The following is a 21,505-nucleotide window of genomic DNA, read 5'->3' on the forward strand; positions in this document are numbered from 1 at the left end:
AGTGGTCGATATCTGGGAGGTGCAGAACGCAGTGGAGCCGGTGAGCGACATGACCGCGCCGCATCCCGCGCTCCCCGGCCGGACCGGGGGCCTGGGGCCCGCCGAGGTGGTTGCCGGGGTCGGCCGCACGGAGCTGGTGGACGCCGTCGACGAGGCGGTCGTCGCCGAGGTGGCGGCGCGGGTGACGGAGGCGAGCGACGCCCTCCTGGACTACGAGCGCCACGGCGCGTCCGGGCCCGCGGGGCCCGAGCCGCGCGAGCTGCGCCACCCCGTGGACCTCGAGGTCGTCATCCCCGCCTACAACGAGTCCGGGCGGCTGCCCGCGACCCTCACGGCGATGGTCGCGTTCCTCTCGGAACAGCCGTGGACGTCCCGCGTCGTGGTCGTCGACAACGGCAGCGTCGACGACACCGCCGCCTCGGTGCTCGCGGTCGACGGCCGCGCCTGCAACGTGGCGACGGGCTGGTGCGTCGAGGTGGTCGCCATCGGCTGCTCCCGGGCCGGGAAGGGCGCCGCCGTCTACCGCGGCCTGCGGACCAGCCGGTCGCGCTTCGTCGGGTTCACCGACGCCGACCTGTCCACCCCGCTGGAGACGTTCCGGCCGGTCATGGAGGCGCTGGAGGACGGCGCGGCCGCCGCGATCGGGTCGCGGCACGCGCCCGGGGCGAAGATCGCGACCCCGCAGCCGCTGGGACGCCGCCTCGGCGGGGCGGCCTTCCGCGCGCTGTCGCGCCCGCTGCTGCCCGGGGTGCGCGACACCCAGTGCGGCTTCAAGTTCTTCGACCGCGCGGTCGTGCAGTCGGCGCTGTGGCGCTCGCGCTCGGTCGGCTTCGCGTTCGACGTCGAGCTGCTGCGCCACGTCCGCGACGACGGAGGACGGATCGTCGAGATCCCCGTGACGTGGACCGACGCGGCCGGCTCGAGCCTGCGGCCGGTGCGCGACGGCCTGGCCGCGTTCAGCGCCGTCGCCCGCCTGCACCACCAGCTCGGCGGCGGCCGCCCCGAGCGGGCCCTCGACGACGCCGTCGACGCCCGCGCCGGTCGCCGCACGCCCGCCCTCCACGTCGCCGGGAGCCCCGCATGACGACCCTCGAGACCACCCTCGAGACCACCCCCGAGACCCTGCCGGCCGTCCTCGTCGGCGGCCGCGCCATGTCCCACATCGCCGGCCGGCGCATCCTCGTCCTGAACTGGCGCGACGTCCGGCACTCGCAGGCCGGCGGCGCCGAGGCCTACGCGCACGAGATCTCGACGCGCTGGGTCGCCGCGGGCGCCGAGGTCGTGTGGCTGACCGCCCGCGACGCCGGCCAGTCGAAGCGCGACGAGATCGACGGCGTGCAGATCCGGCGCTCCGGCAGCACGCTGTCGGTCTACCTGCGTGCCGCGACGGACCTGGTCCGCCACGGCGGCGGGTTCGACGCCATCGTCGACTGCCAGAACGGCATCCCGTTCTTCTCCCCGCTGTTCACCCGCGGGGACGTCCCGGTCGTGCAGGTCGTGCACCACGTGCACCAGGACCAGTTCTCGACCCGCTTCGGGGCGGCGGGCGCCGCGATCGGCCGCCTGCTCGAGGGCCGCGTCGCCCGCCGCGTCTACCGCGGGCGCCGCACGGTGGCGGTGTCCGCGTCGACGCGCCAGGAGCTGCGCCGCCGGCTGAAGTTCTCCGACGTCATCGAGGTCGTGCCCAACGGGTGCGCCGGCCGCCCGGGCGCGGAGACCCGCGACCGGCGCCGGGCCGCGACCCCCACCGTCGTCGTCACCAGCCGTCTCGTGCCGCACAAGCGCATCGACCTGCTGCTGCACGCCGTGTCGGCGGCGCTGCCCGACGTGCCGGACCTCGCGGTCGAGGTCATCGGCGGCGGTCCCCAGCTCACCGAGCTGCGCCGGATGGCCGTCGAGCTCGGTCTCGGCCGGGTCGTGCGCTTCCACGGCCGCCTGCCCGACGACGAGCGCGACGAGCTCATGAGCACCGCGTGGCTCACCACCAGCACCTCGGAGGGCGAGGGCTGGGGCTGCGTGGTGCTCGAGGCCGCGGCCGAGGGGGTCCCGTGCCTCGCGCTGCGCGCGCCCGGCATCCGCGACTCGGTGATCGACGGCGCCACCGGCTGGCTGGTCGACGGCGTCGACGACCTCGCCGCCGCGCTGCCCCGCGTGCTGGGCGAGCTGGCCGACCCGGTCCGCGCCCGCGAGGTCGCCGAGGACTGCCGCGCCTGGACCGACTGCTTCTCGTGGGACCGCTCCGCCGAGCTGCTGGCGGGCGTGGTGGTCTCCGAGATCAGCGGGTTCCACCGCAGCGGCGCCGACGACGCCCACCTGCCCCCGGCGGACCGCTCGCTGCTGCGGCGCGCCGCCACCCGCCGGCAGGCGCGCTCGGACATGACGACCCTGGCGCGCTTCGAGCACGACGACCCGGCCGCCGCGGCCGCCGCGCTGCGCCTCACCGACGAGTGCGCGGTGCGCGGCCGCGAGGTCACCGCGCTGCTGCGGGGCTGCGACGAGGTCGACGCGCTCGCGACGCTCGCCCGCATCGGGGCGCAGGACCCGCGGGTGCGCCTGGCCTCGCGCCACGAGCTGCTCGGCGGGCCCGCCCTGGCGGAGTCCCGCGCCGTCCGCACCGCGCGTGGACGCGGCCGATGACCGGGGTCGTCCCGGAGATCGTCCCCCCGGTCGCCGCCGTCACCACCGGACCGGCGACCGGGGCGGGCACCAGCGCGGTCGCGGCCCCCGCCCCCGCCCCGACGGGCGGGCACGCGACCCTGCTCTCCGCCTCCGCGGGCCTCGTGGGCCTGCTCAGCTACGCCTGCACGCTCGTCATGGCGCACCTGCTCGCGCCGGCGGAGTACACCGCGTTCGCGGGGGCGGCCGCGCTCGTCGGCACGGCCGGCGTCGCGTCGGCGGCGCTCGTCCCGCTGCCGCTGGCCCACGTGGTGCGCGCGCACCCGGCCGGGAGCCCCGCCCGCCGCGACGCGCTGACCTTCGCGACCGCGGTGTCGGTGCTGGTCGGGCTCGCCGTGGGGCTGCTGCTCGGTGCGGTCGTCGCGGGGTTCGCGGCCGCCACGACGGCGGCCGCGGCCGGGGTCGCGGCCTGGTCGCTGTTCGCGATCGCCCCGGTCTGGGGCCGCCTGCAGGGCGAGTCCCGCTTCGTGCGCTACGCCCTGCTCACGGTGGCCGAGGTCGCCGTGCGGCTCGCGGTCAGCGTCGGCGTGGTGCTGGCCGGCGCGGGCGCGGCCGGAGCCGTCGGGGCGTTCGCCGCCGGCGCGGCGGTCGTCCTGCTCGCCGCCGGGCACGCCGGGACGTCCGGGGGCACCGCGGACGTGCTGGAGTCCTCACGCGCCCGGCTGCGCCGCGTCCTGTCCGACCGCGCGCGGTGGGCCGAGACCGGCGGCGTCGCGGCGGTGCAGCTCGTGCTCTCGGGGCTCGCCGTGCTCGACGTCGTGGTCGTGGCCGCCGCCGACACGCAGGTCGGTGTGGTCGCGGCCGCCGGCTACCAGGCGGTGGCGACGCTGGCCAAGGCTCCCGTCTACGTCGCGGTGGGCACGGCGCTCGTGAGCTTCCCCGTCCTGCGCGCCATGCCCCGTGACGGCGGCGCCACGACGGCCGAGGCCCGGGACCGCGTGCTGCGCGACGCCCTCGCGACTTTCGTCCGCCTCGCGGTGCCCGCGGCCGCGGTGGTCGCCACCGTGCCGCCGGCGATCGTCGGGCTCGTCCTGCCGGCGGCCTACACGCCCTCGCTCGCGCTGCTCGGTCCGCTGGCCGTGGCCGGCACCGGGCTGGGCGCGACGACCGTGCTCGCCACCCTGCTGCTCGCGGTCGGGGCCCGGCGGTCCCTCGCGGCGGGCCTGGTCCTCGCGGCCGCGGCCCTCGGGATCGGCGTGGCCGTCGGCCTGCGCGGCGGCGCCCCCGGACTCGCGACCGGGACCGCGATCGGCGCGGTCGTGGGCGCGGTGCTGGTGCTGCTGCTCGGCCTGCGCCACCGCCCGCGCGCCGGCCGGGCGGGCCGCGGGCTCCTCGCCGCGGTGCTGCGGGGCCTGCTCTGGACGGCCGTGGTGGTGGGCGTCCTGGTCCTGACCGCCCGCGGCGAGCTCGTGGGGTGGCTCGTGGCGGTCCTGCTGGTCGGCGCGTTCGTCGTCGGCTTCCCGGCGTTCACCGGGCGACTGCGGCGGGCCGCCGACCCGAAGGGGGAGCTGCGCCCCGCGCCGGGCGGGCTGCACGTGCTGCACCTGGCGTTCGAGGACCCGGAGATGCCGGGTGCGGGCGGCGGGGCCAAGCGCACCGCCGAGATCGACCGCCGGCTCGCCGCGGCCGGGCACCGCCTCACCGTCGTCACCCAGACCTACCCGGGCGCGCGCAGCCGCACCGAGTACTACGGCGAGGGCTCGGTGCGCTGGATGCACCTCGGCGTCGGGCGCGGGTCGAACCGCCTGACCCGCCTGCTCGGCTACGTCGCGGGCCTGCCGTTCGCGGCGCGCAGCATCGACGCCGACGTCGTGATCGAGGACTTCTTCGCGCCGTTCTCGTCCCTGTCGGTGCCGCGGTTCTCGCCGGCGCCGACCGTCGGGATCGTGCAGTGGCTCAACGCCCGGGAGAAGGCCGCGCAGTACAAGCTGCCGCTGCACCTGGTCGAGCGCGCCGGGGTGCGCAGCCACACCCGGCTGATCGGCATGTCGCAGGGCGTCGCCGACGCCCTGCTCGAGATGAACCCCCGCGCCGACGTGGCCGTGATCGGCAACGGCGTCGACGAGGCGGCGTTCCGCCCGCGGCGCCGCGGCCCCGGCCACGACGTGGTGTTCGTGGGGCGCCTGGAGACCGCGCAGAAGGGTCTCGACCTGCTGATCGACGCCTGGGCGCGCGTGGCGGGCAAGGTCGGCGGCAGTCTCGTGCTCGCCGGGACCGGGCCCGACGAGGAGACGCTGCGCGAGCGTGCGAGCCGGCACGGGGTCGGCGACAGCGTGCACTTCGTCGGCTGGACCGCCGGCGAGGACAAGTACGACCTCATGGCCAACGCGCGGCTCGTCGTCGTCCCGTCGCGGTTCGAGACCTTCGGGATCGTCGCCGCCGAGGCCCTGGCCTGCGGCACCGCGGTGGTTGCCTACGACATCCCGTGCCTGCGGGAGGTCGTGCCCTCGGAGGCCGGGGTCCTCGTGCCCTACACCGGGGAGCACGGCGACGACGTGGCGGCGCTCGCCGTCGCCGTCCGGACGGTGGCCGTGTGTGACGGCCTGCGCGAGCAGGCGGCCGACCGCGGCCCGATCCTGGCCTCGCGGCACGACTGGGACGCGCTCGCGCGGGCCCAGGACGACGTGCTGCGCGACGCCGCCGGCCTGCCGCCCGCGCCGCGGCCCGGTCCGGTGCCCGATGCGCGCACCACCGAGGGCCCCGTCACCACCCGCTTCCCCCGGCCCCTACCGACCGGGCCTCTCGCATCCGACAGGGAGCCGACATGACCGCCGGCGCCGCACGCAGCGGGACGTTCGCCGCACTCGTGCCGCTGCAGGAGCGGCCCGCGCGCGACCCGATCACCAGCACGCTGCACCCCGAGCGCGACCCCGACCCGCCCGCCGCACCGGGCGGCCGGCGCACGGTCCGCGACCGTGAGCGCCGCCGCGGCACGGGCTCGGGGCGGGCGTCGCGGATCGCCTTCTGGGTGCTGCTCGTCGTGCTCGCGGCGGGCACCGTGGCCCTGCGCGCGTGGCACCAGAGCTCGGCCTACGAGCTGTTCATGGACGAGATCCAGTACGCCGACGTCGGCAACTCGTTCGCCGCGGGCGTCGGTCCGCAGCTCTTCGACGAGCCGTTCTTCCTGCACCCGCCCCTGCTGTTCGCGCTCTTCGGGCTGTTCATCGGCGAGCCCGTGCCGCACATGACCGTCCAGTTCGTCCTCGGTCTGCGCCCGATCGAGCTGATGTTCGCCGCGGCGAACGTGCTGCTCGTCGTCGGTGTCGCCCGCCGGGTGGTCGGGCCGTGGGCGGCGCTCCTGGCGGGCCTCGTCTACGCGCTCGACCCCTTCGTCGTGCGGTTCGACAGCCGCCTCATGCTCGAGGCGCCGATGATGTTCGGCATCCTCGTCGGGATCCTGGCGCTGCTCGTGGCGGTCGACCAGACCTCGCGCCGGGCGCGGTGGGCGTGGCTCGCCGTCGGCGGCCTCGCCTGGGGTCTCGCGATCACGACGAAGAGCACGGCGGCGCTCATCACCGCGTTCCCGCTGCTCATCATGATCGTCACGTCGTGGGGCCTGCGCCGCAAGGAGGCGATCGGGGTCCTCGGCCTGCAGGCGTCGGTGTACCTGGGGTACCTCGTCTGGGTCGTCGCCGGCGGCAACGTCGCCCCGTGGTTCGACCAGACGATCGCCGGGACCCTGCGCGCGATCGGGATCATCAAGCAGACCGGGTTCAACTCCGGGCACGCCCCGTCGTTCGTCGACCGGTTGGTCGTCCAGGGCGTCTGGTTCTTCCCGTCCTACCTGCTCATCGGCGTCGCGGTGACCTACGCGTCGTACCTGCTGCTCATCGGCTGGCGCTCGCTCCGGGTCACCCGCGAGGACCGCGGCGCGCACGGGCAGCGCACCCGCGGGGCGCACGCGCTGCGCGGCGACGGCGACGACCTGGGGCTCCTGACCTGCTGGCTCGCCGGCGTGCTCGGCGCGATCGTCTACACGTTCGGGCTCGGCGAGGTCGAGGAGCAGACCTTCTACCTGCTCGCGGTGCCGTCGACCGTGGTCGTCGCGATGCTCGTCACGCAGATGGCTTCCTGGCGCGGGGTCGCGCGCACGGTGCTCACCGTCGTCGTGACCCTCGTGCTCACCGGCTCCTCGATCATCTGGTTCACCCTGCGGACCGAGCGCGACGACACCTATCTCCAACTGGTGGAGTTCATGTACGCCAACATCGACGTCCAGAACGAGGTCGCGGTCGGGGAGCACACCGCGCAGTTCGTCCTCCCCGGGTACGGCATCCACGAGCTCACGTCCGTGGACGACGCGCGCGCGACGTTCTCCCGCTACGCGATCGTCTCGACGGAGCTCACGGAGCTGGGGCTCGCGCCCGCCTCGCCGGAGCTGGTGGACGAGCTCGCGCGCCGCTACACGCTCGTGTTCACCGCGCACGGGCGCACCGCGGGCGACCTGCGGCTCTACGACCTCAACCAGCCGCTCGACGGCACCCCGCCGGTCGCCCCGGGGCCGCCGCGATGACAACTCCGAAGCCGAAGTCCCAGGGCCTGATCAAGAGCCTGGTCGGCATCCGCGGCTACCTGTCGGTGGTGGTCGTCGCGGTGCACCTCGCGCCGTTCGCGATCGCGCTGGCGCCGGTCACCCGGCCGGTCTTCCTGCCGATCTGGCACCACGCCTACGTCGCGCTGGACATGTTCTTCGTCCTGTCCGGGTTCGTGGTCACCGCCGGGTACCGGAAGGTCTTCGCGCGCTGGCCGGGCTGGGGCGTGTTCGGGAAGTTCCTGTGGGCGCGTCTGTCGCGCTTCTACCCGGTGCACCTCGCGGTCCTCGCCGTCCTCGTCGGCGCGGTGCTCGGCGCGCGGGCGATCGGGCGGGAGATCCCGCACGGCGGCGACCTGGGCGTCGACCTGCTCCGTCAGATCACGCTCACCTCGGGCTGGGGCGGCGCGGACTCGCTGACCTGGAACGGCCCGGTGTGGTCGCTGTCGGCGGAGTGGTTCTGCTACCTGCTGCTGCCGCTGCTCCAGCCGCTGGTGCTGCTGCTGCGCACCCGCTGGGCGTGCCTCGCGGGCTACCTGGTGGCCTGCGCGATCCCGCTCGTCTCGTACACGATCATCGGCTTCGACGACGGGACGATCACCTACGGCATGCCGCTGCCCCGCGCGCTCGGGTTCTTCCTCGCCGGGGCCTGCCTGCAGCAGCTCGTCCACGTCGACCGCCGCGTGCCCGAGCTCGCCGGCCGGATCACGGGCCCGCTCGCGATCGCGGCCCTCGGGCTGATCGTGCTGACGTCGAACCTGCAGCTGTCCACGATGTACGCGCTGCCCGTGGTCGGGCTCGTGGTCCTCGCGCTCGGCGAGGAGCGCGGGTGGCTCGACCGCGTGCTCTCGACGCGGTTCAGCATGGTCTTCGGCGAGGTCAGCGTCGCGATCTTCCTGACCCACGTGCCGTGGCTGCTCGGGGCGTCGCTGCTGATCAACCCGCGGACCTTCCCCGGCGCGTGGGGCTGGCTCGGGATCGCGCTGCTGCTCGTCGGCGTCGGGGTGTGCGGGTGGCTCGCGTTCGTGCTCGTCGAGAAGCCCGGGCAGAGGATCATGCGCGCGATGGTCAAGCGGCCCGCGAAGGCGCCGGCGGCGTCGGTGGAGGAGAGGACCGAGGCGGTGGTGGAGAGCCCCGCCCCGTCCGCACCGCGCGAGGAGGCGCGGGACGAGGCGCGGACGGGGCGGTGAGACGCGCCGGGCTCGTCGCGCTGGCCACCGCGCTCGCCGGGGTGCTGGTCGGCGGTGCGGCCTGCCCGGCGTCCTCCGCCGCCGCGGCCGAGCCCGCCTGGGGGGTCGTCGACTCGACGTGCGCGCCGGACCGGCTCGCCGCGCAGCGGGCCGCCGGCCTGCAGATCGCGGTCGTCGACGCGCACTGGGACCGCCTGCAGCCGGTGCCCGGCGCGTTCGACCGGGAGGCCGCGGACGGGCTCGCCGCCCGGATCACGCGGTGCCTCGACGCCGGGATGCGCGTGGTGCTCGGGTCGGGCGCGCAGTACCCGCCGTCGTGGGTGCGCGACCTGCCCGACGCGCTGCTGCGCGACCAGCGCGGCGGCGTCCCGCGGACCGGCGCGGTGGACCTCGTGTTCGGCGCCTCGCCCCGCGCCGCCCTCGACGACTACCTCACCCGCCTCGTCGCCGCCGTCCCCGCCGACCGTCTGACCGGCATCCGGGTGGGCACGAGCGCCGCCGGCGAGATCGGCTACCCGGGTCCGCACGAGTCCGGGTACGGGTTCAACTCGTGGTGGGCGTTCTCCGGGCCTGCGCAGGGCACCGCGCCGCTCGCGCCGGGCCAGCGCCCCGCCCCGATGCCGGGCTGGGTGCCGGGCAGCGCCCAGTGGTCCGGCGGCGCGGCCACGGCGGTCGGCGCGGGGGAGTGGTTCGGCTGGTACTCCGGCGCGCTGGTCGAGGCGCTCGCCGCCCAGGCCCGGGTGCTGCGCGGGGCGGGGTTCACCGGCGAGGTGCACCTGCCCGTCCCGGGGCGCGGGGTCCTGCCCGCCGACCGGTCGGTGGCGATGGGGTCGCTGCTCGACGGGCACGGCGAGCGCGACGGCGCGCTGGGTCGCGGTCTCGACTACGTCGCCGCGATGCCCGGCATCCGCGACGCCGTGCCCGGCCCGGTGGTCATCGACCTCACCTCGGTCGACGACGCCACCGCCGTGCGCGCCCGCGCCCTCGACCCGCCCGAGGACACCTGCCGGCCCGACGACCCGGCGGCCTCCCTGGAGCCGACCGTGCGCGTGGAGCGCTGGTCGAACCTGCGCTTCGCCCGCGCCCAGGCGTCGCGGGCCGGGCTGCCCGTCGTCGGCGAGAACCCCGGCCCGCCCGGCGAGACCACGGGCGGCAGCGACGACTCCGACCCCGAGATCGAGCAGGTGCGCCGGGCCCCGGGGTACGCGCGGGACTGCGGGCTCGCCGCGTTCACGCTGGCGTTCGAGGAGGACCTGCACACGCCGCGTTCCGGGGTGACGCTCGCCGACTACGTGGGCGCGATCACCGGGAACTCCTGACCGCTCCCGGGCGACCAGCAGCGTGATGGCCACCGCAGCGTCCTCCGGCGCCCCCACCGATGTCCTGCCCGCCCTCCGGGAGGACGATCGGGGGGTGGATGTCGTCGAGGCGCCGGCCCCCGAGGCCTCCGCGACCGAAGCAGGTTCCCGTGGCGTGGGCGCGGTGCTGCTCGGGGGCGGGCTGGTCGGCGCGGTCGTCTCGCTGGTGCTGCTGCTCGACAAGCTGGCGCTGCTCGCCGACCCGACGTTCGTGCCCTCGTGCAGCATCGACCCGGTGCTGTCCTGCGGGACGATCATGCGGACGCCGCAGGCGTCGCTGCTGGGGTTCCCGAACCCCGTCATCGGCCTGGTGACCTTCCCCGTCGCGGCGGCGATGGGGGCGCTGGTGCTCTCCCGCGTGGCGCTTCCGAGGTGGGCCTGGTGGTCGCTGCAGGCGGGCACGACCGCGGGCCTGCTGTTCGTCCACTGGCTGATCGTCCAGAGCCTCGCGGTGATCCACGCGCTGTGCCCCTGGTGCATGGTCGCGTGGGTCGCGGTGATCGCCATGTTCTGGTTCACCACCGTGCACAACCTGCGCGCCGGCACCTTCGGCGGCGCCCCGGCCCCGCTGCGCCACCACGGGTGGGGCCTCGCGGCCTGGTACCTGGCGATCGTCGTCGCGATCGTCGCGACGTTCCCCGCCTGGGCGGCCGGGCTGGTGGGTCCGTGACGGCGGTCGTCTCCCCGGCGGTCCTCGACCTCGAGATCGGCGGCATGTCCTGTGCCGCCTGCGCGTCGCGCATCGAGCGCCGGCTCAACCGTCTCGACGGCGTCGCGGCGACCGTCGACCTCGCCGGCGACAGCGCCCGCGTCGTCATCGACTCGCCGGACGTCACCACCACGACCGTCGTCGACACCGTCGCGAAGCTCGGGTACACGGCCCGCCCGGCCCGTCCCGTCGGCGCCGACCCGTCCGACGCCCCGGCCGACGACGCCGAGCTGCGCGACCTCTGGCGCCGGCTGGTCGTCGCCGCCGCGCTGTTCCTGCCGGTCGCCGACCTCGCGCTCGTCATGACCGCGGTGCCCTCGCTGCGCTTCCCGGGCTGGGAGCTGGTGCTCGCGCTGCTCGCCGCGCCGGTCGTCGGGTGGTCGGCGTGGCCGCTGCACCGGCGCGCGCTCGCCGGCCTGCGCCACGGCACGACGTCGATGGACACGCTGGTCTCGCTCGGGATCGTCGCGGCGACGGTGTGGTCGGTGGGCGCGGTGCTCGGCGGCTCCGTGGCGTCCGTGGAGCCGGCGGCGGCGAGCACCTGGGACCTGCTGCTGCACCCCGCGGGACCCGTGTACCTCGAGGTCGCGGCCGGGGTGACGACGTTCGTGCTCGCCGGGCGCTACGTCGAGCGCCGGGCGCGCCGGGCCTCCGGGGACGCGCTGGCGGCGTTGGCGCGGCTGGCGGCGCGGGACGTCGCGGTGCTGGTCGACGACGGGACCGAGACGCGGATGCCGGTCTCTGCGCTGGCCGTCGGGATGCGGTTCGTGGTGCGGCCCGGCGAGAAGATCGCCGCCGACGGCCGGGTCGTCGCGGGTCGCTCCGCGGTGGACCGCAGCATGCTCACCGGCGAACCGGTGCCCGCCGACGCGGAGGTCGGCGACGCGGTGGTCGGCGGCACGGTCGCCGTGTCGGGGCGTCTCGTGGTCGAGGCGACCGCGGTCGGCGAGGCCACGGCGCTCGCCGGGATGGTGCGCCTGGTCCGCGACGCGCGCGCCGACAAGGCGGACGTGCAGCGCCTCGTCGACCGGATCTCGGCGTGGTTCGTGCCGGCGGTCGTGGTGCTCGCCCTCGCGACCGCTCTCGGGTGGTGGTTCGCCGGAGCCGGGGCGTCCGGCGCGTTCTCCCCGGCGCTGGCGGTGCTCGTCATCGCCTGCCCGTGCGCGCTGGGGCTGGCGACGCCGATGGCGATGGTCGTCGCCTCCGGCCGCGGCGCCCGGCGCGGCATCTTCCTCAAGGGCCACCACGCCCTCGAGACGAGCCGCCGCGTCGACACCGTGGTGCTCGACAAGACCGGGACGCTGACCACCGGGCGGATGACGGTGGTGTCGGTGCTGGGCTCCGCGCCCGACCTGGTGCTCGAGCGGGCGGCCGCCGTGGAGCGGGGGTCCGAGCACGCGATCGCGTCGGCCGTCGTGTCGTCGGTGCCGGTCCCGGCCGAGCCCGAGGACTTCGTCGCGCTCCCGGGCCTGGGCGCGCGGGCGGTGGTCTCCGGGGTCGCGGTGACGGTCGGGCGCCCGGACCTGGTCGGCGAGGTGCCGGCGTCGCTCGCGGCGGAGTGGGCGACGGCCGAAGAAGCGGGGCACACGGTCGTCGCCGTCGGCTGGGACGCCCGCGTGCAGGGCGCGGTGGTGCTCGCCGACGAGGTGAAGCTCAGCGCGGCCCCGGCCGTCGCGGCCCTGAAGCAGGCCGGGCTGCACCCGGTGCTGCTCTCCGGCGACCACGAGCGCGCGGCGCGTCACGTCGCCGACGCCGTCGGGATCGACGAGGTCGTGGCCGGCGTGCTGCCCGAGGGCAAGCTCGCGTTCCTGGCCGCGCGGCGCGCCGCGGGTGCCGTCGTCGCGATGGTGGGCGACGGCGTCAACGACGGCCCCGCCCTCGCGGCCGCCGACCTCGGGCTCGCCGTGGGCTCGGGCACCGACGTCGCCCTGGACGCCGCCGACGTCATCCTCGTGCGCGACGACCTCACCGCCGTCCCCGAGGCCCTCGCGCTCGCCCGGGCGACGCACCGCACGATCCGCGTGAACCTCGGCTGGGCGTTCGGCTACAACGTCGCCGCGATCCCGCTCGCCGTCGCCGGGCTGCTCAACCCGCTGCTCGCGGGGCTCGCGATGGCCCTGTCGTCCCTGCTCGTCGTGACCTCGAGCCTGCGCCTCCGCGGGCGGTGACCGGGACGAGCGAGGGTCACGCTCGCTGCGTCCCACGCAGCGGGGGAGTCCCTCGCACCACCTGGCGACGGTCCACGCAGCATGATCCGCCCAGGTGCTCCGTCGACCCGATGTGGTCAGGTCGACGGAGCACCCGGAGCGATCATGGCCGTCAGCCGGCCAGCGCCTGCTCCAGTTCCGGCGAGCCGGCCTGCACGGTGCGGCCGTCGAGCACGAGGGTCGGCGTGCCGAAGCCGCCGTCACGCTGGAGGGCGGGGTCGTTCGAGGCGTTCTGGAAGTTGACGGCGACCTCGCCGAGGTGGCGGCCGTTGGTGACGCACTCGGCGTAGCCCGGGCCGGCGCCGGCGCGCCGGCCGAGGTCGATCAGCTGGCCGGTGTCGTAGGCGCGCCCGCCCTCGGACGGCTGGGCGGCGTAGAGGCTCGCGTGCACGGCGGGGAAGGCGTTGTCCTCGGCGGCGCACATCATCGCGTTGCCGGCGGCCGAGGAGTAGCCGGGCGGGCTGGAGCGCTGGTCGAGCAGGTTGACGAGGTGGTAGCGGACCTGCACGCGCCCGGCCTCCGTGGCCTGCGCGATCTGCTCGCCGTACCGCTGCTCGAACGCCTGGCACGCCGGGCAGAGCGCGTCCTCGTAGACGTCGAGGGTGCGCGGGGCGGGCGCGCCGGCGGTGATGACGCCGTCGGCGACGACCGTCGTGTACTGGGCGGGCGCGGGCACGGCGGGGATGCCGCCCTGCGCGTCGTCCGAGCTGTTGCCGGCCAGGAACACCCCGCCGAACACCACCGCCGCGACCAGCACCACGACGGCGATCGCCACGATCATCGGTGTCCGGGACGTGGTGCGCTTCGGCGGCGCGGGGCGCTTGGGGCGCGTGGCCATCCGGGAATCCTCCTCGTATCAGGGGTGTCGGGGCATTGCGTGTCACCGGCCTCGGGCGAGGTCGGCGAGCATCCGGTTCCAGGCCTCGAGCTCGGCGTCGCCGTCACGGTCGGCGTGGCGGTCGCCGCGGGCGGCGTCGCGGCTGTCGGCGCGCGACCACTGCACGAGCAGCACGAGCAGCACGACGACCAGCGGCGCCTCGCCCGAGGCCCAGGCGATGCCGCCGCCGAGGCGCTGGTCGGCGAGCAGGTCGGGCACCCAGGGCAGCGCGACCTGGCCGAGGAACGCCTGCCCGATCACCACGTCGGTGCTCATGAGGGCGACGGCGAAGAAGGCGTGGAACGGCATGGACGCCAGCAGCATCGCCAGGCGCCCGAGGTGCGGCAGCGGGCGCGGCGGGCGGTCCACACCGATGATCGGCCAGAAGAACAGGGCGCCGGTCAGCAGGAAGTGCAGGAACATCAGCTGGTGCGCCCAGTGGAAGGGCAGCGCGGCGGCGTAGATCGGCGACAGGTACAGCGCGTAGAACGAGCCGACGAACAGGGCGAGCGCCACGAGCGGGTGGGTGAGCAGGCGCGTCAGCGGGGCGTCGAGCAGGGAGAGCAGCCACGCCCGCGGCCCCGTCTCGCCGGCGGGCAGCGCCCGGAGCGCCAGCGTCACCGGACCGCCGAGCACCAGCAGGATCGGCACGCCCATCGACAGCATCATGTGCACGCCCATGTGCACGCTGAACGTCGCCATCGAGTGCGCGCCGAGCCCCGAGCTCGTCGCCCACACCAGCAGCGCGCAGCCCCCGAGCCACGCCGCGGTGCGCCCGGCGGGCCAGGCGTCGCCCCGCCGGCGCAGCCGGCGCACCCCGGCGACGTACGCGCCCGCGAGCACCACGGCCACGACGGCCCACAGCAGGTTGAGACGCCCCGGCCCGAGCATGCCGAGCACCGTCGGCGGGTCGAGCCGGTAGCCCAGCGCCGCGTCCTGGATGCCCTCGAGCGTGGTGAGGACCGGCTCCGTGAGCGCCGGCGGCAGCTCGGTGGCCAGCACGGCGCCGAGACCGACGGCGGGCACGAGCAGGGCGGCGACGGCGGATCCGGGGACCCGGGACCTCGCGGTGAGCACCGCTGCGGCCGCGAGCAGGGCGAGCTGGACGAGGACGAGCGGGCCGTGCAGCCCCGAGAACCACGCCCCGCGCAGGAGGACCGACTCCGCGATCGCGACGCCGGCGACGCTCGTCCCGGCGGCGACCAGGGCGATCGTGCGCGCGGCCGGCGCCGGGCCGGGCGCGGGGCGCACCGTCTCCAGCAGCGCGAGCCCGAGCCACACGGCCGCGGCGACCGCGGCGAGCGCGGCGGCGTCGGTGGCGATGTCGTGGCCGGCGCGGGCGCTCGCGACCTGACCGGTCACCGCCGGGGCGAGGACCCCGAGCGCGGCGAGCACCGCCGCGCCCGCCGTGGTGCGCCACGACAGCGTGACCCGGCACAGCGCGGCCACGACGCCCGCGAGGACGGCGGTGAGCAGGAACGCGGCCGGCTCCTCGAGCGCGCCCGCGGCGGCGAGGAACGCGTCGGGCCGGGCCAGGACCTGCAGGTCGCTGCCGGTTCCCGTCAGCACCGAGAGCGCGGCGGCGGCCAGCGCGGCGACCGCCCACACCGACGCGGCGGCGCCCGCCCACCGGACCGCGGCGTAGGCCTGCGCGCCGAGCGCCCGGGCCCCGTCGCGCGACGGTCGGGCGACGAGCGCGCCGGCCAGCCCGCCCAGCGTCGCCCCGGCCGCGAGCAGGACGACCAGGCGGGCCAGGGGCGTCGCCACCTGCACCACGACCGGCGGCGGGGTGACGCCGAGCGCCGCGGCGGGCAGCGCGCCCCGGAGCAGGGCGAACACGACGACGCCACCGGCGGCCAGGACGGAAGCGCCGAGAAGGGTCCGGCGGTCAGGCGACGTCGGACTCACGCTCCCAGGGGACCGGGGCGGGGGTGCGCGGGCCCTCGGGCGCGGCGCTGCCGGGGGCGGGGCGGGAGCGCCGGCGCGCGCCCGGGGTGGGGCCGGTGCCGGGGCGCGGGGCGGTGCGCACCACGGCGAGGGCGAGCAGGAAGCCGGCCACGACGACGAGGTGCGTGGCGACGCGACCCGGCTCGACACGCCCCGCGACGAGGTCGACGCCGGACAGCACCGCGAGCACCGCGATGAACGCGCCGAGCACGGGCATCAGGCCCGCGAGGTGCCGGACCCACACGGCCCCCGCGACGAAGGCGACGCCGAGCGCGAGGTTCCAGGCGGCGCTCTCGTGGGCCGCGTGCGCCATGCCGGCGCCGAGGACCATGAGCGGATCGGCGGTGTGGCCGGTGTGGTCGGCGTGGCCGGCGTCGCCCGCGGTCGCCCCGAGCAGCCCCACGAGCCCGAGCACGGCCTGCGCGAGCCCCACCGCGGCGAGGCCGACCCGCGCGCTCACGCCCCACCACCGCGCGCGCGGTCCCGGGGCGGCGCCGACGACGCGGTCGACGAGATCGGGTCCCCCGACCACGACGCCGGTGCGGGCGCGCCGCGTCACGGCCTCGGCGTCCCGCTGCCACGCCCGGCACGCCGCGCAGCCCGCGAGGTGCGCGTCGGCACGCGCGACCTCGGCGGGGTCGGCCTCGCCGTCGAGCGCCGCCGACATCGCCTCGCGGCAGACGTCGCAGTCGGTGGAGCTGGCCATGCCCTGCTGGTCGCCGCGGGGGCCGCCGGAGTTCCCGCCCGCGCTCAACCGGATCGGTGCGCCCGCTCGGCCCCGGGCTCGCCGAGCGCCTCGACGAGGTCGGCGCGGGCCCGGGCGACGCGCGAGCGGATCGTGCCGATCGGGCATCGGCACACCGCGGCGGCGTCCTCGTAGCTCAGCCCGATCATCTGGGTGAGGACGAACGCCTCGCGCCGGTCGGCGTCGAGCGCGGCCAGCGCGTCGCGCACGGCGGCGGACTCGGCCGGGTCGGACTGCGGGGCGCGCCCGAGGGGCCGGTCGTCCTCGGCGGGCTCGGCGGGGGCGACCGGGCGGCGGGCGCGGCGGCGCAGGTGGTCGGCGGCGACACGGCGGGCGATCGAGAGCAGCCAGCTGCGCGCCGGGGCGTCACCCCGGTAGCGGCGCAGCGACCCGAGCGCGCGCTCGTAGGTCTCCTGGGCGAGCTCCTCGGCGACGCCGGGATCGGCGAGGTGCCCGAGCAGGCGCCAGACCTGGTGCTGGGTGGCGGCGACGAACTCGCCGGCGGCGGAGCGGTCGCCCTCCCGGGCGCGCAGCGCCAGCGCGGTGATCCTCGCGTCGTCCACCCGGGTACTCCTCCTCGGTCTCACGCACGTGGTCGTCGCGCGGGGCCCCGGAGTTCCCGGCCGTGACCGTCGCGACAACAGGGGTCCGTGGGCGCCCCGACGGTCCCTACCGTGCCTCTCCGACGGTAGGCCCCCGGTACTCCCTGAGAACCAACGGGCCTGCACCTGAGAACGCTCCGCCGTCCGGGCACACCACCCCTCGGCGGCGAGGTGAGAGGTGTGCGGCCGGATCGGACCGCCGTACCGTCCCCGCAGGTCGCAGGACATCTCTCAGGACAGCACAGTTCCACGGAGGACCCGCCATGACGGACCACGAGCCGCTGCCGACGGCAGGCCTGCAGCACGTCACGACGTTCTGCGGCCAGTGCTCGTGCGGCTGCCCCGAGCTCTTCGTCGACCCCGCCGCCGACGAGGACCGCCGGGTGGTCGTGACCGACGACTTCGGCTCCTCGATCCGGATGAGCCTCGCGCAGCTCGCCGTGATCGTCGACGACGCCCGCAACGGCGTCCTCGACGACCTGCTCGGTGCCGGCGGCAGCTCCGCTCCGCTGCGTGCCGCGGGCGCCCGGTGACCCTCCCCACCTCCGTCGCCGGGTTCCTCGCGGCGGTCTTCCTGGCCGCCGCGGCGCTGTGCGTCGCGAGCCTGTGGCGGCGCCGTGCCCGACACGAGCGCGCCGCCGCGGCGGCCGAGGCGAACCACGTCGTCATGAGCGTCGGGATGGCAGCGATGGTGCTGCCCGCGACGATGGATCTCGTGCCGCCCGTCGCGGGTGCCGTGGCCTTCGGCCTGGTCGGTGCCGTGTGGGGAGCGCGCCTCGTCGTGCTGCGCGCCCGGGACATGCCGCTGGGCTCGTCGATCGGCGGCGACCGCTGCGCGGCCCACCCGACCCACCTGCTGCTGTCCAACGCCGCGATGGCCGTCATGTACGTCGCCATGGTGCCGAGCGGCGGCGCCATGGCCGGGATGGGCGCGGGCGAGCACGCCGGCCACGGCGGCGGCGCCGGATCGTCGCTCGCGCTGTCGGCCGTGTCGTTCGGGCTCGCGGTCTACCTGATCCTGCACACCGTCCTGACCGTCGGCGCGGTCGTGCGCTCCACCTCGGCGGTCGCCGTGACGGCCGGCGGTGGCGGGGCTGCCTCCCTCGGCGGCGGCCCGGTGGCCCGCGTCGGCCGCGTCGTCGACACCCCCGCCGTGCAGCTCGGCTGCCAGGCGGTCACCGGGGCCGGCATGGCCCTGATGCTGCTCCTGCACTGACGCCCTTCCCGCTCCCCGAGAGGTTGTCGTGACCGTCGACCAGGCCCCCGCGCGCCCGAAAACGCCCGCGGATCGCGGCACGTGGGCGCTGCTGCGGCCCCTCGTGCTGCGCATCCACTTCTGGGCGGGTGTGCTCGTCGGGCCGTTCCTGCTGGTCGCGGCGCTGACGGGGCTCGTCTACACGCTCATGCCCTCGCTCGAGACGGTCGTCTACCGCGACGAGCTGACGGTGCCGCCGTCGAGCGCCCAGGTGCCGCTCTCCGACCAGGTCCGCGCGGGCCTCGACGCGATGCCGGGCACCGAGCTCTCGTCCGTGCGGCCCGGGGCGACGCCCACCGACAGCACCCAGGTCATCGCCACCGACCCGTCCCTGCCGGAGTCGTCCTACCGCACCGCGTTCGTCGACCCCCACACCGGCGACCTGCGCGGGGTCCTCGAGACCTACGGGTCCGGGCAGGCGATGCCGATGCGCGCCTGGGTCGACCAGCTGCACCGCAACCTGCACCTCGGCGACGCCGGGCGGCTCTACACCGAGCTCGCGGCCTCGTGGCTGTGGGTGCTCGTGCTGGCCGGGCTCGCGCTGTGGGTCGGGCTGATCCGCCGGCGCCGCCGTGCCCGAGGGTCGAGCTCCGCTCCGCTCCGTCTCCCGGAACGAACCTCGGCGCTCCTCGTGCCGCGCGTCTCGGGCGGGCGCCGGGCCCGGCTCCTGTCGTGGCACGCCGTCGTCGGGCTGTGGGCGGCGGGCGGGCTGCTGTTCCTGTCCGCGACCGGGCTGACGTGGTCGACCTACGCCGGCGACAACATCAGCGTCCTGCGCGCCCAGCTGTCGTGGGAGACCCCGGAGCCGGCGACGACCCTGCCGGCCACCGGCGCGCCGGCGGACATCGACGCCGCCGCCCGTGCCGCCGCGGACTTCGGCCTCGCGGGCCCGGTGGAGATCACGCCGGGCGGCGACGGGGCGGCCGCGACCGTCGCGCAGATCGACCGCCTCTGGCCCCAGCACCTCGACGCGGTCGCCGTCGACCCGGCGAGCGGGCAGATCACCGACGTCGTGCGGTTCGCCGACTGGCCGGTCGCGGCCAAGCTCGCCCGCTGGGGCATCGACGCGCACATGGGGCTGCTCTTCGGCGTCGCCAACCAGGTCGTCCTCGCCGCCCTCGCGGCCGGTCTCGCCTGCATGGTCGTCTGGGGCTACGTGCTCTGGTGGCGGCGCGGACCGGGGCGGCGTCCCGGGCACGTGCCGGCCGAGGGCGTGCTGCGGTCGCTGCCGCGCCCGCTGCTCGCCGGCGTCGTCGTGGTGACGATCGCGGTCGGGGTGGCGTTGCCGCTGCTCGGCGCGTCGCTGCTCGTGTTCCTCCTGCTCGAGTCGCTGCTCGACCGGCGGCGGACCGGGGCCGCCCAGGACGCGTAGCGGACCGGCACCACGGGCGCGGAGCGTGATCTGGCAGCGTGGTCGCCGAGATCGATCGGGGCCGCCGGTCCCGGGCAACCGAGGGGGAACGCCGTGTTCACACGCCGGGTGGCCGTGGTGGGAACGGGCTATGTCGGGTTGACGACCGGGGCGTGTCTGGCGTCGCTGGGGCATCAGGTGGTGTGCGCGGACATCGACACCGCGAAGGTGGAGCGGCTGCGTCGCGGTGTGGTGGACATCGTGGAGCCGGGCCTGTCGGAGCTGGTGACCGAGCAGGTGTCGGCGGGCCGGCTGTCGTTCGTGGTGGGGGCGGCGTCGGCGGTCTCCGAGGGTTTCCCGGCCGGGTCCGACGGTCTCGGGCTGGACGCCGAGATCGTGTTCCTGTGCCTGCCGACGCCGATGGGGGTCGGCGGCGTGGCGGACCTGCGCGCGGTGGAGGCCGTGGTCGAGGAGACCCGGGAGCTGCTGGCGGCGGGCACGGTGGTGGTGAACAAGTCGACGGTGCCGGTGGGCACGGCGGGGCGTACCGCGGAGCTGCTGGACCGGTCGGACGTGGCGGTGGTGTCGAACCCGGAGTTCCTGCGTGAGGGCTCGGCGGTGCACGACTTCCTGAACCCGGACCGGATCGTGGTGGGGTGCGACACCGCGGAGGCCGCGGAGCGGGTGGCGGCGCTGTACGCGCGGTTGGGGGCGCCGACGGTGCTCACCGATGCGGCGTCGGCGGAGCTGATGAAGTACGCGGCGAACTGTTTCCTGGCGATGAAGCTGTCGTACGTGAACGCGATGGCCGAGCTGTGTGAGCGGGTCGGGGCGGACATCGGGGACGTGACCGAGGGGATCGGGTACGACCGGCGGATCGGGCAGGCGTTCCTGTCGCCGGGCCCGGGGTGGGGCGGGTCGTGCCTGCCGAAGGACACGCACGCGTTGCTGCAGGTGGCGGACGCGGCGGACTTCGAGTTCCGGCTGCTGCGGGCGACGATCGACACGAACACCCGGCAGCGGCAGCGGATCGTGGACAAGGTGCGGCACGCGGTGACCGGACGGCGCACGGGGTCGCTGACCCGGGTGCGGCTGGGGCTGTTGGGGCTGACGTTCAAGGCGGGCACCGACGACCTGCGGGACTCGCCGGCGCTGGCGATCGCGGCGTTGCTGCGGCAGGCGGGCGCGGACCTGGTGGGCTACGACCCGGCGCTGGTGGCCGAGCCGGGCAATCCGGATCGTCCGTTGGTGGACGAGGTCGACGGGGTGCCGCTGGTCAGCGACCCGATGGAGGCCGCGCAGGGGGCCGAGGCGCTGGTGGTGCTCACCGAGTGGCCGGTGTTCCGGACGCTGGACTGGGTGGCGATGGCGGGGGCGATGAAGCAGCCGGTGGTGGTCGACACCCGCAACCTGCTCGACCCGGCCACGCTGCGTCGCGCCGGCCTGACCGGCATCGGCCTCGGCCGCCGCGAGACCTGACCCGCCCGGGTCTGTGCTCCCGGTGGCCGCACGCTTACCGTGGGGAGGTACGTCGGGGCGGCCGTGGGACGCGGCGCGTCGGTCTCATCGGAGAGGCGAGCATGCGCTGCGAGATCGCGGTCGACATCGACACCTGCCCCGACCACGTCTGGGCCGTCATCACCGACCTCACCCGCTGGCCGCGCTGGACCACCGCGGTGCGTGAGGCGGCGCTGCTCGGCGGCGGCACGCTCGCCCTGCACGGCGCCGTGCGCCTGCACGTTCCCCGCATGCCGGAGCGGACGTGGCGCGTGGCCGAGTTCCAGGCGCGCCGGCACCGCTTCGGCCTGCAGAGCGAGGGTGTCGGCGGGCGCGCCAACGTCCGGTTCGCGCTGGTCGGAGACGGGGCGCGCACCCGCCTGGTCGTGACACACGACCGCGCCGGCTGGCTCGGCTCGCCGATGGCCCGCCTGACCGCCCGCACGGTGGAGGCGAACCTCCAGCTCCTGGCCGGCGACCTCAAGGAGCACTGCGAGTCCCGCCGCCGGGTGGTCGCGCCGACCGGCTGAGCCGAACGGTTGCTGCGTCGCTGCTCTGCT

The 21,505-nt window shown here is 76.3% G+C and carries 17 protein-coding genes; 13 read left to right on the forward strand and 4 right to left on the reverse strand.

What is annotated here, in order from left to right; genetic code table 11:
• Window positions 1-49: 49 nt before the first annotated feature.
• From WCD58_RS14185 to WCD58_RS14220, 8 genes are all read left to right on the forward strand, one after another.
• Window positions 50-1,084, forward strand: coding sequence for a glycosyltransferase (locus WCD58_RS14185; protein ID WP_337703911.1), 1,035 nt, complete (start codon window positions 50-52; stop codon window positions 1,082-1,084).
• Window positions 1,081-2,637, forward strand: coding sequence for a glycosyltransferase family 4 protein (locus tag WCD58_RS14190; RefSeq protein ID WP_337703691.1), 1,557 nt, complete (start codon window positions 1,081-1,083; stop codon window positions 2,635-2,637). The genes WCD58_RS14185 and WCD58_RS14190 overlap by 4 nt, the downstream gene beginning before the upstream one ends.
• Window positions 2,634-5,444: a glycosyltransferase family 4 protein gene (locus WCD58_RS14195; RefSeq protein ID WP_337703692.1), complete on the forward strand. Its 2,811-nt coding sequence runs from the start codon at window positions 2,634-2,636 to the stop codon at window positions 5,442-5,444. Before WCD58_RS14190 ends, WCD58_RS14195 begins: the two co-directional genes overlap by 4 nt.
• Window positions 5,441-7,189: an ArnT family glycosyltransferase gene (locus WCD58_RS14200; RefSeq protein ID WP_337703693.1), complete on the forward strand. Its 1,749-nt coding sequence runs from the start codon at window positions 5,441-5,443 to the stop codon at window positions 7,187-7,189. Before WCD58_RS14195 ends, WCD58_RS14200 begins: the two co-directional genes overlap by 4 nt.
• Window positions 7,186-8,397, forward strand: coding sequence for an acyltransferase family protein (locus WCD58_RS14205; RefSeq protein ID WP_337703694.1), 1,212 nt, complete (start codon window positions 7,186-7,188; stop codon window positions 8,395-8,397). Before WCD58_RS14200 ends, WCD58_RS14205 begins: the two co-directional genes overlap by 4 nt.
• A complete protein-coding gene (locus WCD58_RS14210) occupies window positions 8,394-9,716 on the forward strand; it encodes a beta-galactosidase (protein ID WP_337703695.1) in 1,323 nt (440 codons plus the stop codon). Before WCD58_RS14205 ends, WCD58_RS14210 begins: the two co-directional genes overlap by 4 nt.
• A gap of 154 nt (window positions 9,717-9,870) precedes the next feature.
• Window positions 9,871-10,425, forward strand: a complete 555-nt coding sequence (locus WCD58_RS14215) for a vitamin K epoxide reductase family protein (protein ID WP_337703696.1) — start codon at window positions 9,871-9,873, stop codon at window positions 10,423-10,425.
• The gene (locus WCD58_RS14220; protein ID WP_337703697.1) at window positions 10,422-12,632 is read left to right on the forward strand and encodes a heavy metal translocating P-type ATPase; all 2,211 of its coding nucleotides are present in this window, start codon (window positions 10,422-10,424) and stop codon (window positions 12,630-12,632) included. The genes WCD58_RS14215 and WCD58_RS14220 overlap by 4 nt, the downstream gene beginning before the upstream one ends.
• 151 nt (window positions 12,633-12,783) lie before the next feature.
• Here WCD58_RS14220 and WCD58_RS14225 read toward each other — a convergent pair whose 3' ends face one another.
• From WCD58_RS14225 to WCD58_RS14240, 4 genes are read right to left on the reverse strand one after another with little or no spacing between them, the layout of a single operon-like run.
• Entirely contained in the window at window positions 12,784-13,509 is a 726-nt protein-coding gene (locus WCD58_RS14225; protein ID WP_337703698.1) for a DsbA family protein, read from the reverse strand.
• A gap of 42 nt (window positions 13,510-13,551) precedes the next feature.
• The gene (locus WCD58_RS14230) at window positions 13,552-15,456 is read right to left on the reverse strand and encodes a cytochrome c oxidase assembly protein (protein WP_337703699.1); all 1,905 of its coding nucleotides are present in this window, start codon (window positions 15,454-15,456) and stop codon (window positions 13,552-13,554) included.
• Window positions 15,437-16,201: a zf-HC2 domain-containing protein gene (locus WCD58_RS14235; protein ID WP_337703700.1), complete on the reverse strand. Its 765-nt coding sequence runs from the start codon at window positions 16,199-16,201 to the stop codon at window positions 15,437-15,439. Before WCD58_RS14235 ends, WCD58_RS14230 begins: the two co-directional genes overlap by 20 nt.
• A gap of 44 nt (window positions 16,202-16,245) precedes the next feature.
• Window positions 16,246-16,803 carry a sigma-70 family RNA polymerase sigma factor gene (locus tag WCD58_RS14240; RefSeq protein WP_337703701.1) on the reverse strand — a complete coding sequence of 186 codons (558 nt, stop codon included), beginning with the start codon at window positions 16,801-16,803 and terminating at the stop codon, window positions 16,246-16,248.
• A 302-nt stretch (window positions 16,804-17,105) separates the two neighbouring features.
• Between WCD58_RS14240 and WCD58_RS14245 the strand changes: the two genes are divergently transcribed.
• The 5 genes from WCD58_RS14245 to WCD58_RS14265 all read left to right on the forward strand — a co-directional run bounded on the left by WCD58_RS14245 (window position 17,106) and on the right by WCD58_RS14265 (window position 21,475).
• Window positions 17,106-17,375 (forward strand): hypothetical protein, encoded by a 270-nt coding sequence (locus tag WCD58_RS14245; protein ID WP_337703702.1) that lies wholly within the window; start codon window positions 17,106-17,108, stop codon window positions 17,373-17,375.
• On the forward strand, window positions 17,372-18,058 hold the full coding sequence (locus tag WCD58_RS14250) for a DUF5134 domain-containing protein (RefSeq protein WP_337703703.1): 687 nt from the start codon (window positions 17,372-17,374) through the stop codon (window positions 18,056-18,058). The genes WCD58_RS14245 and WCD58_RS14250 overlap by 4 nt, the downstream gene beginning before the upstream one ends.
• Before the next feature lie 28 nt (window positions 18,059-18,086).
• Window positions 18,087-19,469, forward strand: a complete 1,383-nt coding sequence (locus WCD58_RS14255) for a PepSY-associated TM helix domain-containing protein (protein ID WP_337703704.1) — start codon at window positions 18,087-18,089, stop codon at window positions 19,467-19,469.
• A 93-nt stretch (window positions 19,470-19,562) separates the two neighbouring features.
• Window positions 19,563-20,927, forward strand: a complete 1,365-nt coding sequence (locus tag WCD58_RS14260) for a UDP-glucose dehydrogenase family protein (RefSeq protein WP_337703705.1) — start codon at window positions 19,563-19,565, stop codon at window positions 20,925-20,927.
• 101 nt (window positions 20,928-21,028) lie between these two features.
• On the forward strand, window positions 21,029-21,475 hold the full coding sequence (locus WCD58_RS14265; RefSeq protein ID WP_337703706.1) for an SRPBCC family protein: 447 nt from the start codon (window positions 21,029-21,031) through the stop codon (window positions 21,473-21,475).
• The last annotated feature ends 30 nt before the right edge of the window (window positions 21,476-21,505 follow it).

This window comes from Actinomycetospora flava (assembly GCF_037400335.1).
Classification (GTDB): domain Bacteria; phylum Actinomycetota; class Actinomycetes; order Mycobacteriales; family Pseudonocardiaceae; genus Actinomycetospora; species Actinomycetospora flava.

What these genes read in the sequence shown, in the direction of transcription:
- WCD58_RS14185 (WP_337703911.1), top strand. Translation starts at nt 50, where the DNA reads ATGACCGCGCCGCATCCCGCGCTCCCCGGCCGGACCGGGGGCCTGGGG.
- WCD58_RS14190 (WP_337703691.1), top strand. Translation starts at nt 1,081, where the DNA reads ATGACGACCCTCGAGACCACCCTCGAGACCACCCCCGAGACCCTGCCG.
- WCD58_RS14195 (WP_337703692.1), top strand. Translation starts at nt 2,634, where the DNA reads ATGACCGGGGTCGTCCCGGAGATCGTCCCCCCGGTCGCCGCCGTCACC.
- WCD58_RS14200 (WP_337703693.1), top strand. Translation starts at nt 5,441, where the DNA reads ATGACCGCCGGCGCCGCACGCAGCGGGACGTTCGCCGCACTCGTGCCG.
- WCD58_RS14205 (WP_337703694.1), top strand. Translation starts at nt 7,186, where the DNA reads ATGACAACTCCGAAGCCGAAGTCCCAGGGCCTGATCAAGAGCCTGGTC.
- WCD58_RS14225 (WP_337703698.1), bottom strand. Translation starts at nt 13,509, where the DNA reads ATGGCCACGCGCCCCAAGCGCCCCGCGCCGCCGAAGCGCACCACGTCC.
- WCD58_RS14235 (WP_337703700.1), bottom strand. Translation starts at nt 16,201, where the DNA reads ATGGCCAGCTCCACCGACTGCGACGTCTGCCGCGAGGCGATGTCGGCG.
- WCD58_RS14245 (WP_337703702.1), top strand. Translation starts at nt 17,106, where the DNA reads ATGACGGACCACGAGCCGCTGCCGACGGCAGGCCTGCAGCACGTCACG.
- WCD58_RS14265 (WP_337703706.1), top strand. Translation starts at nt 21,029, where the DNA reads ATGCGCTGCGAGATCGCGGTCGACATCGACACCTGCCCCGACCACGTC.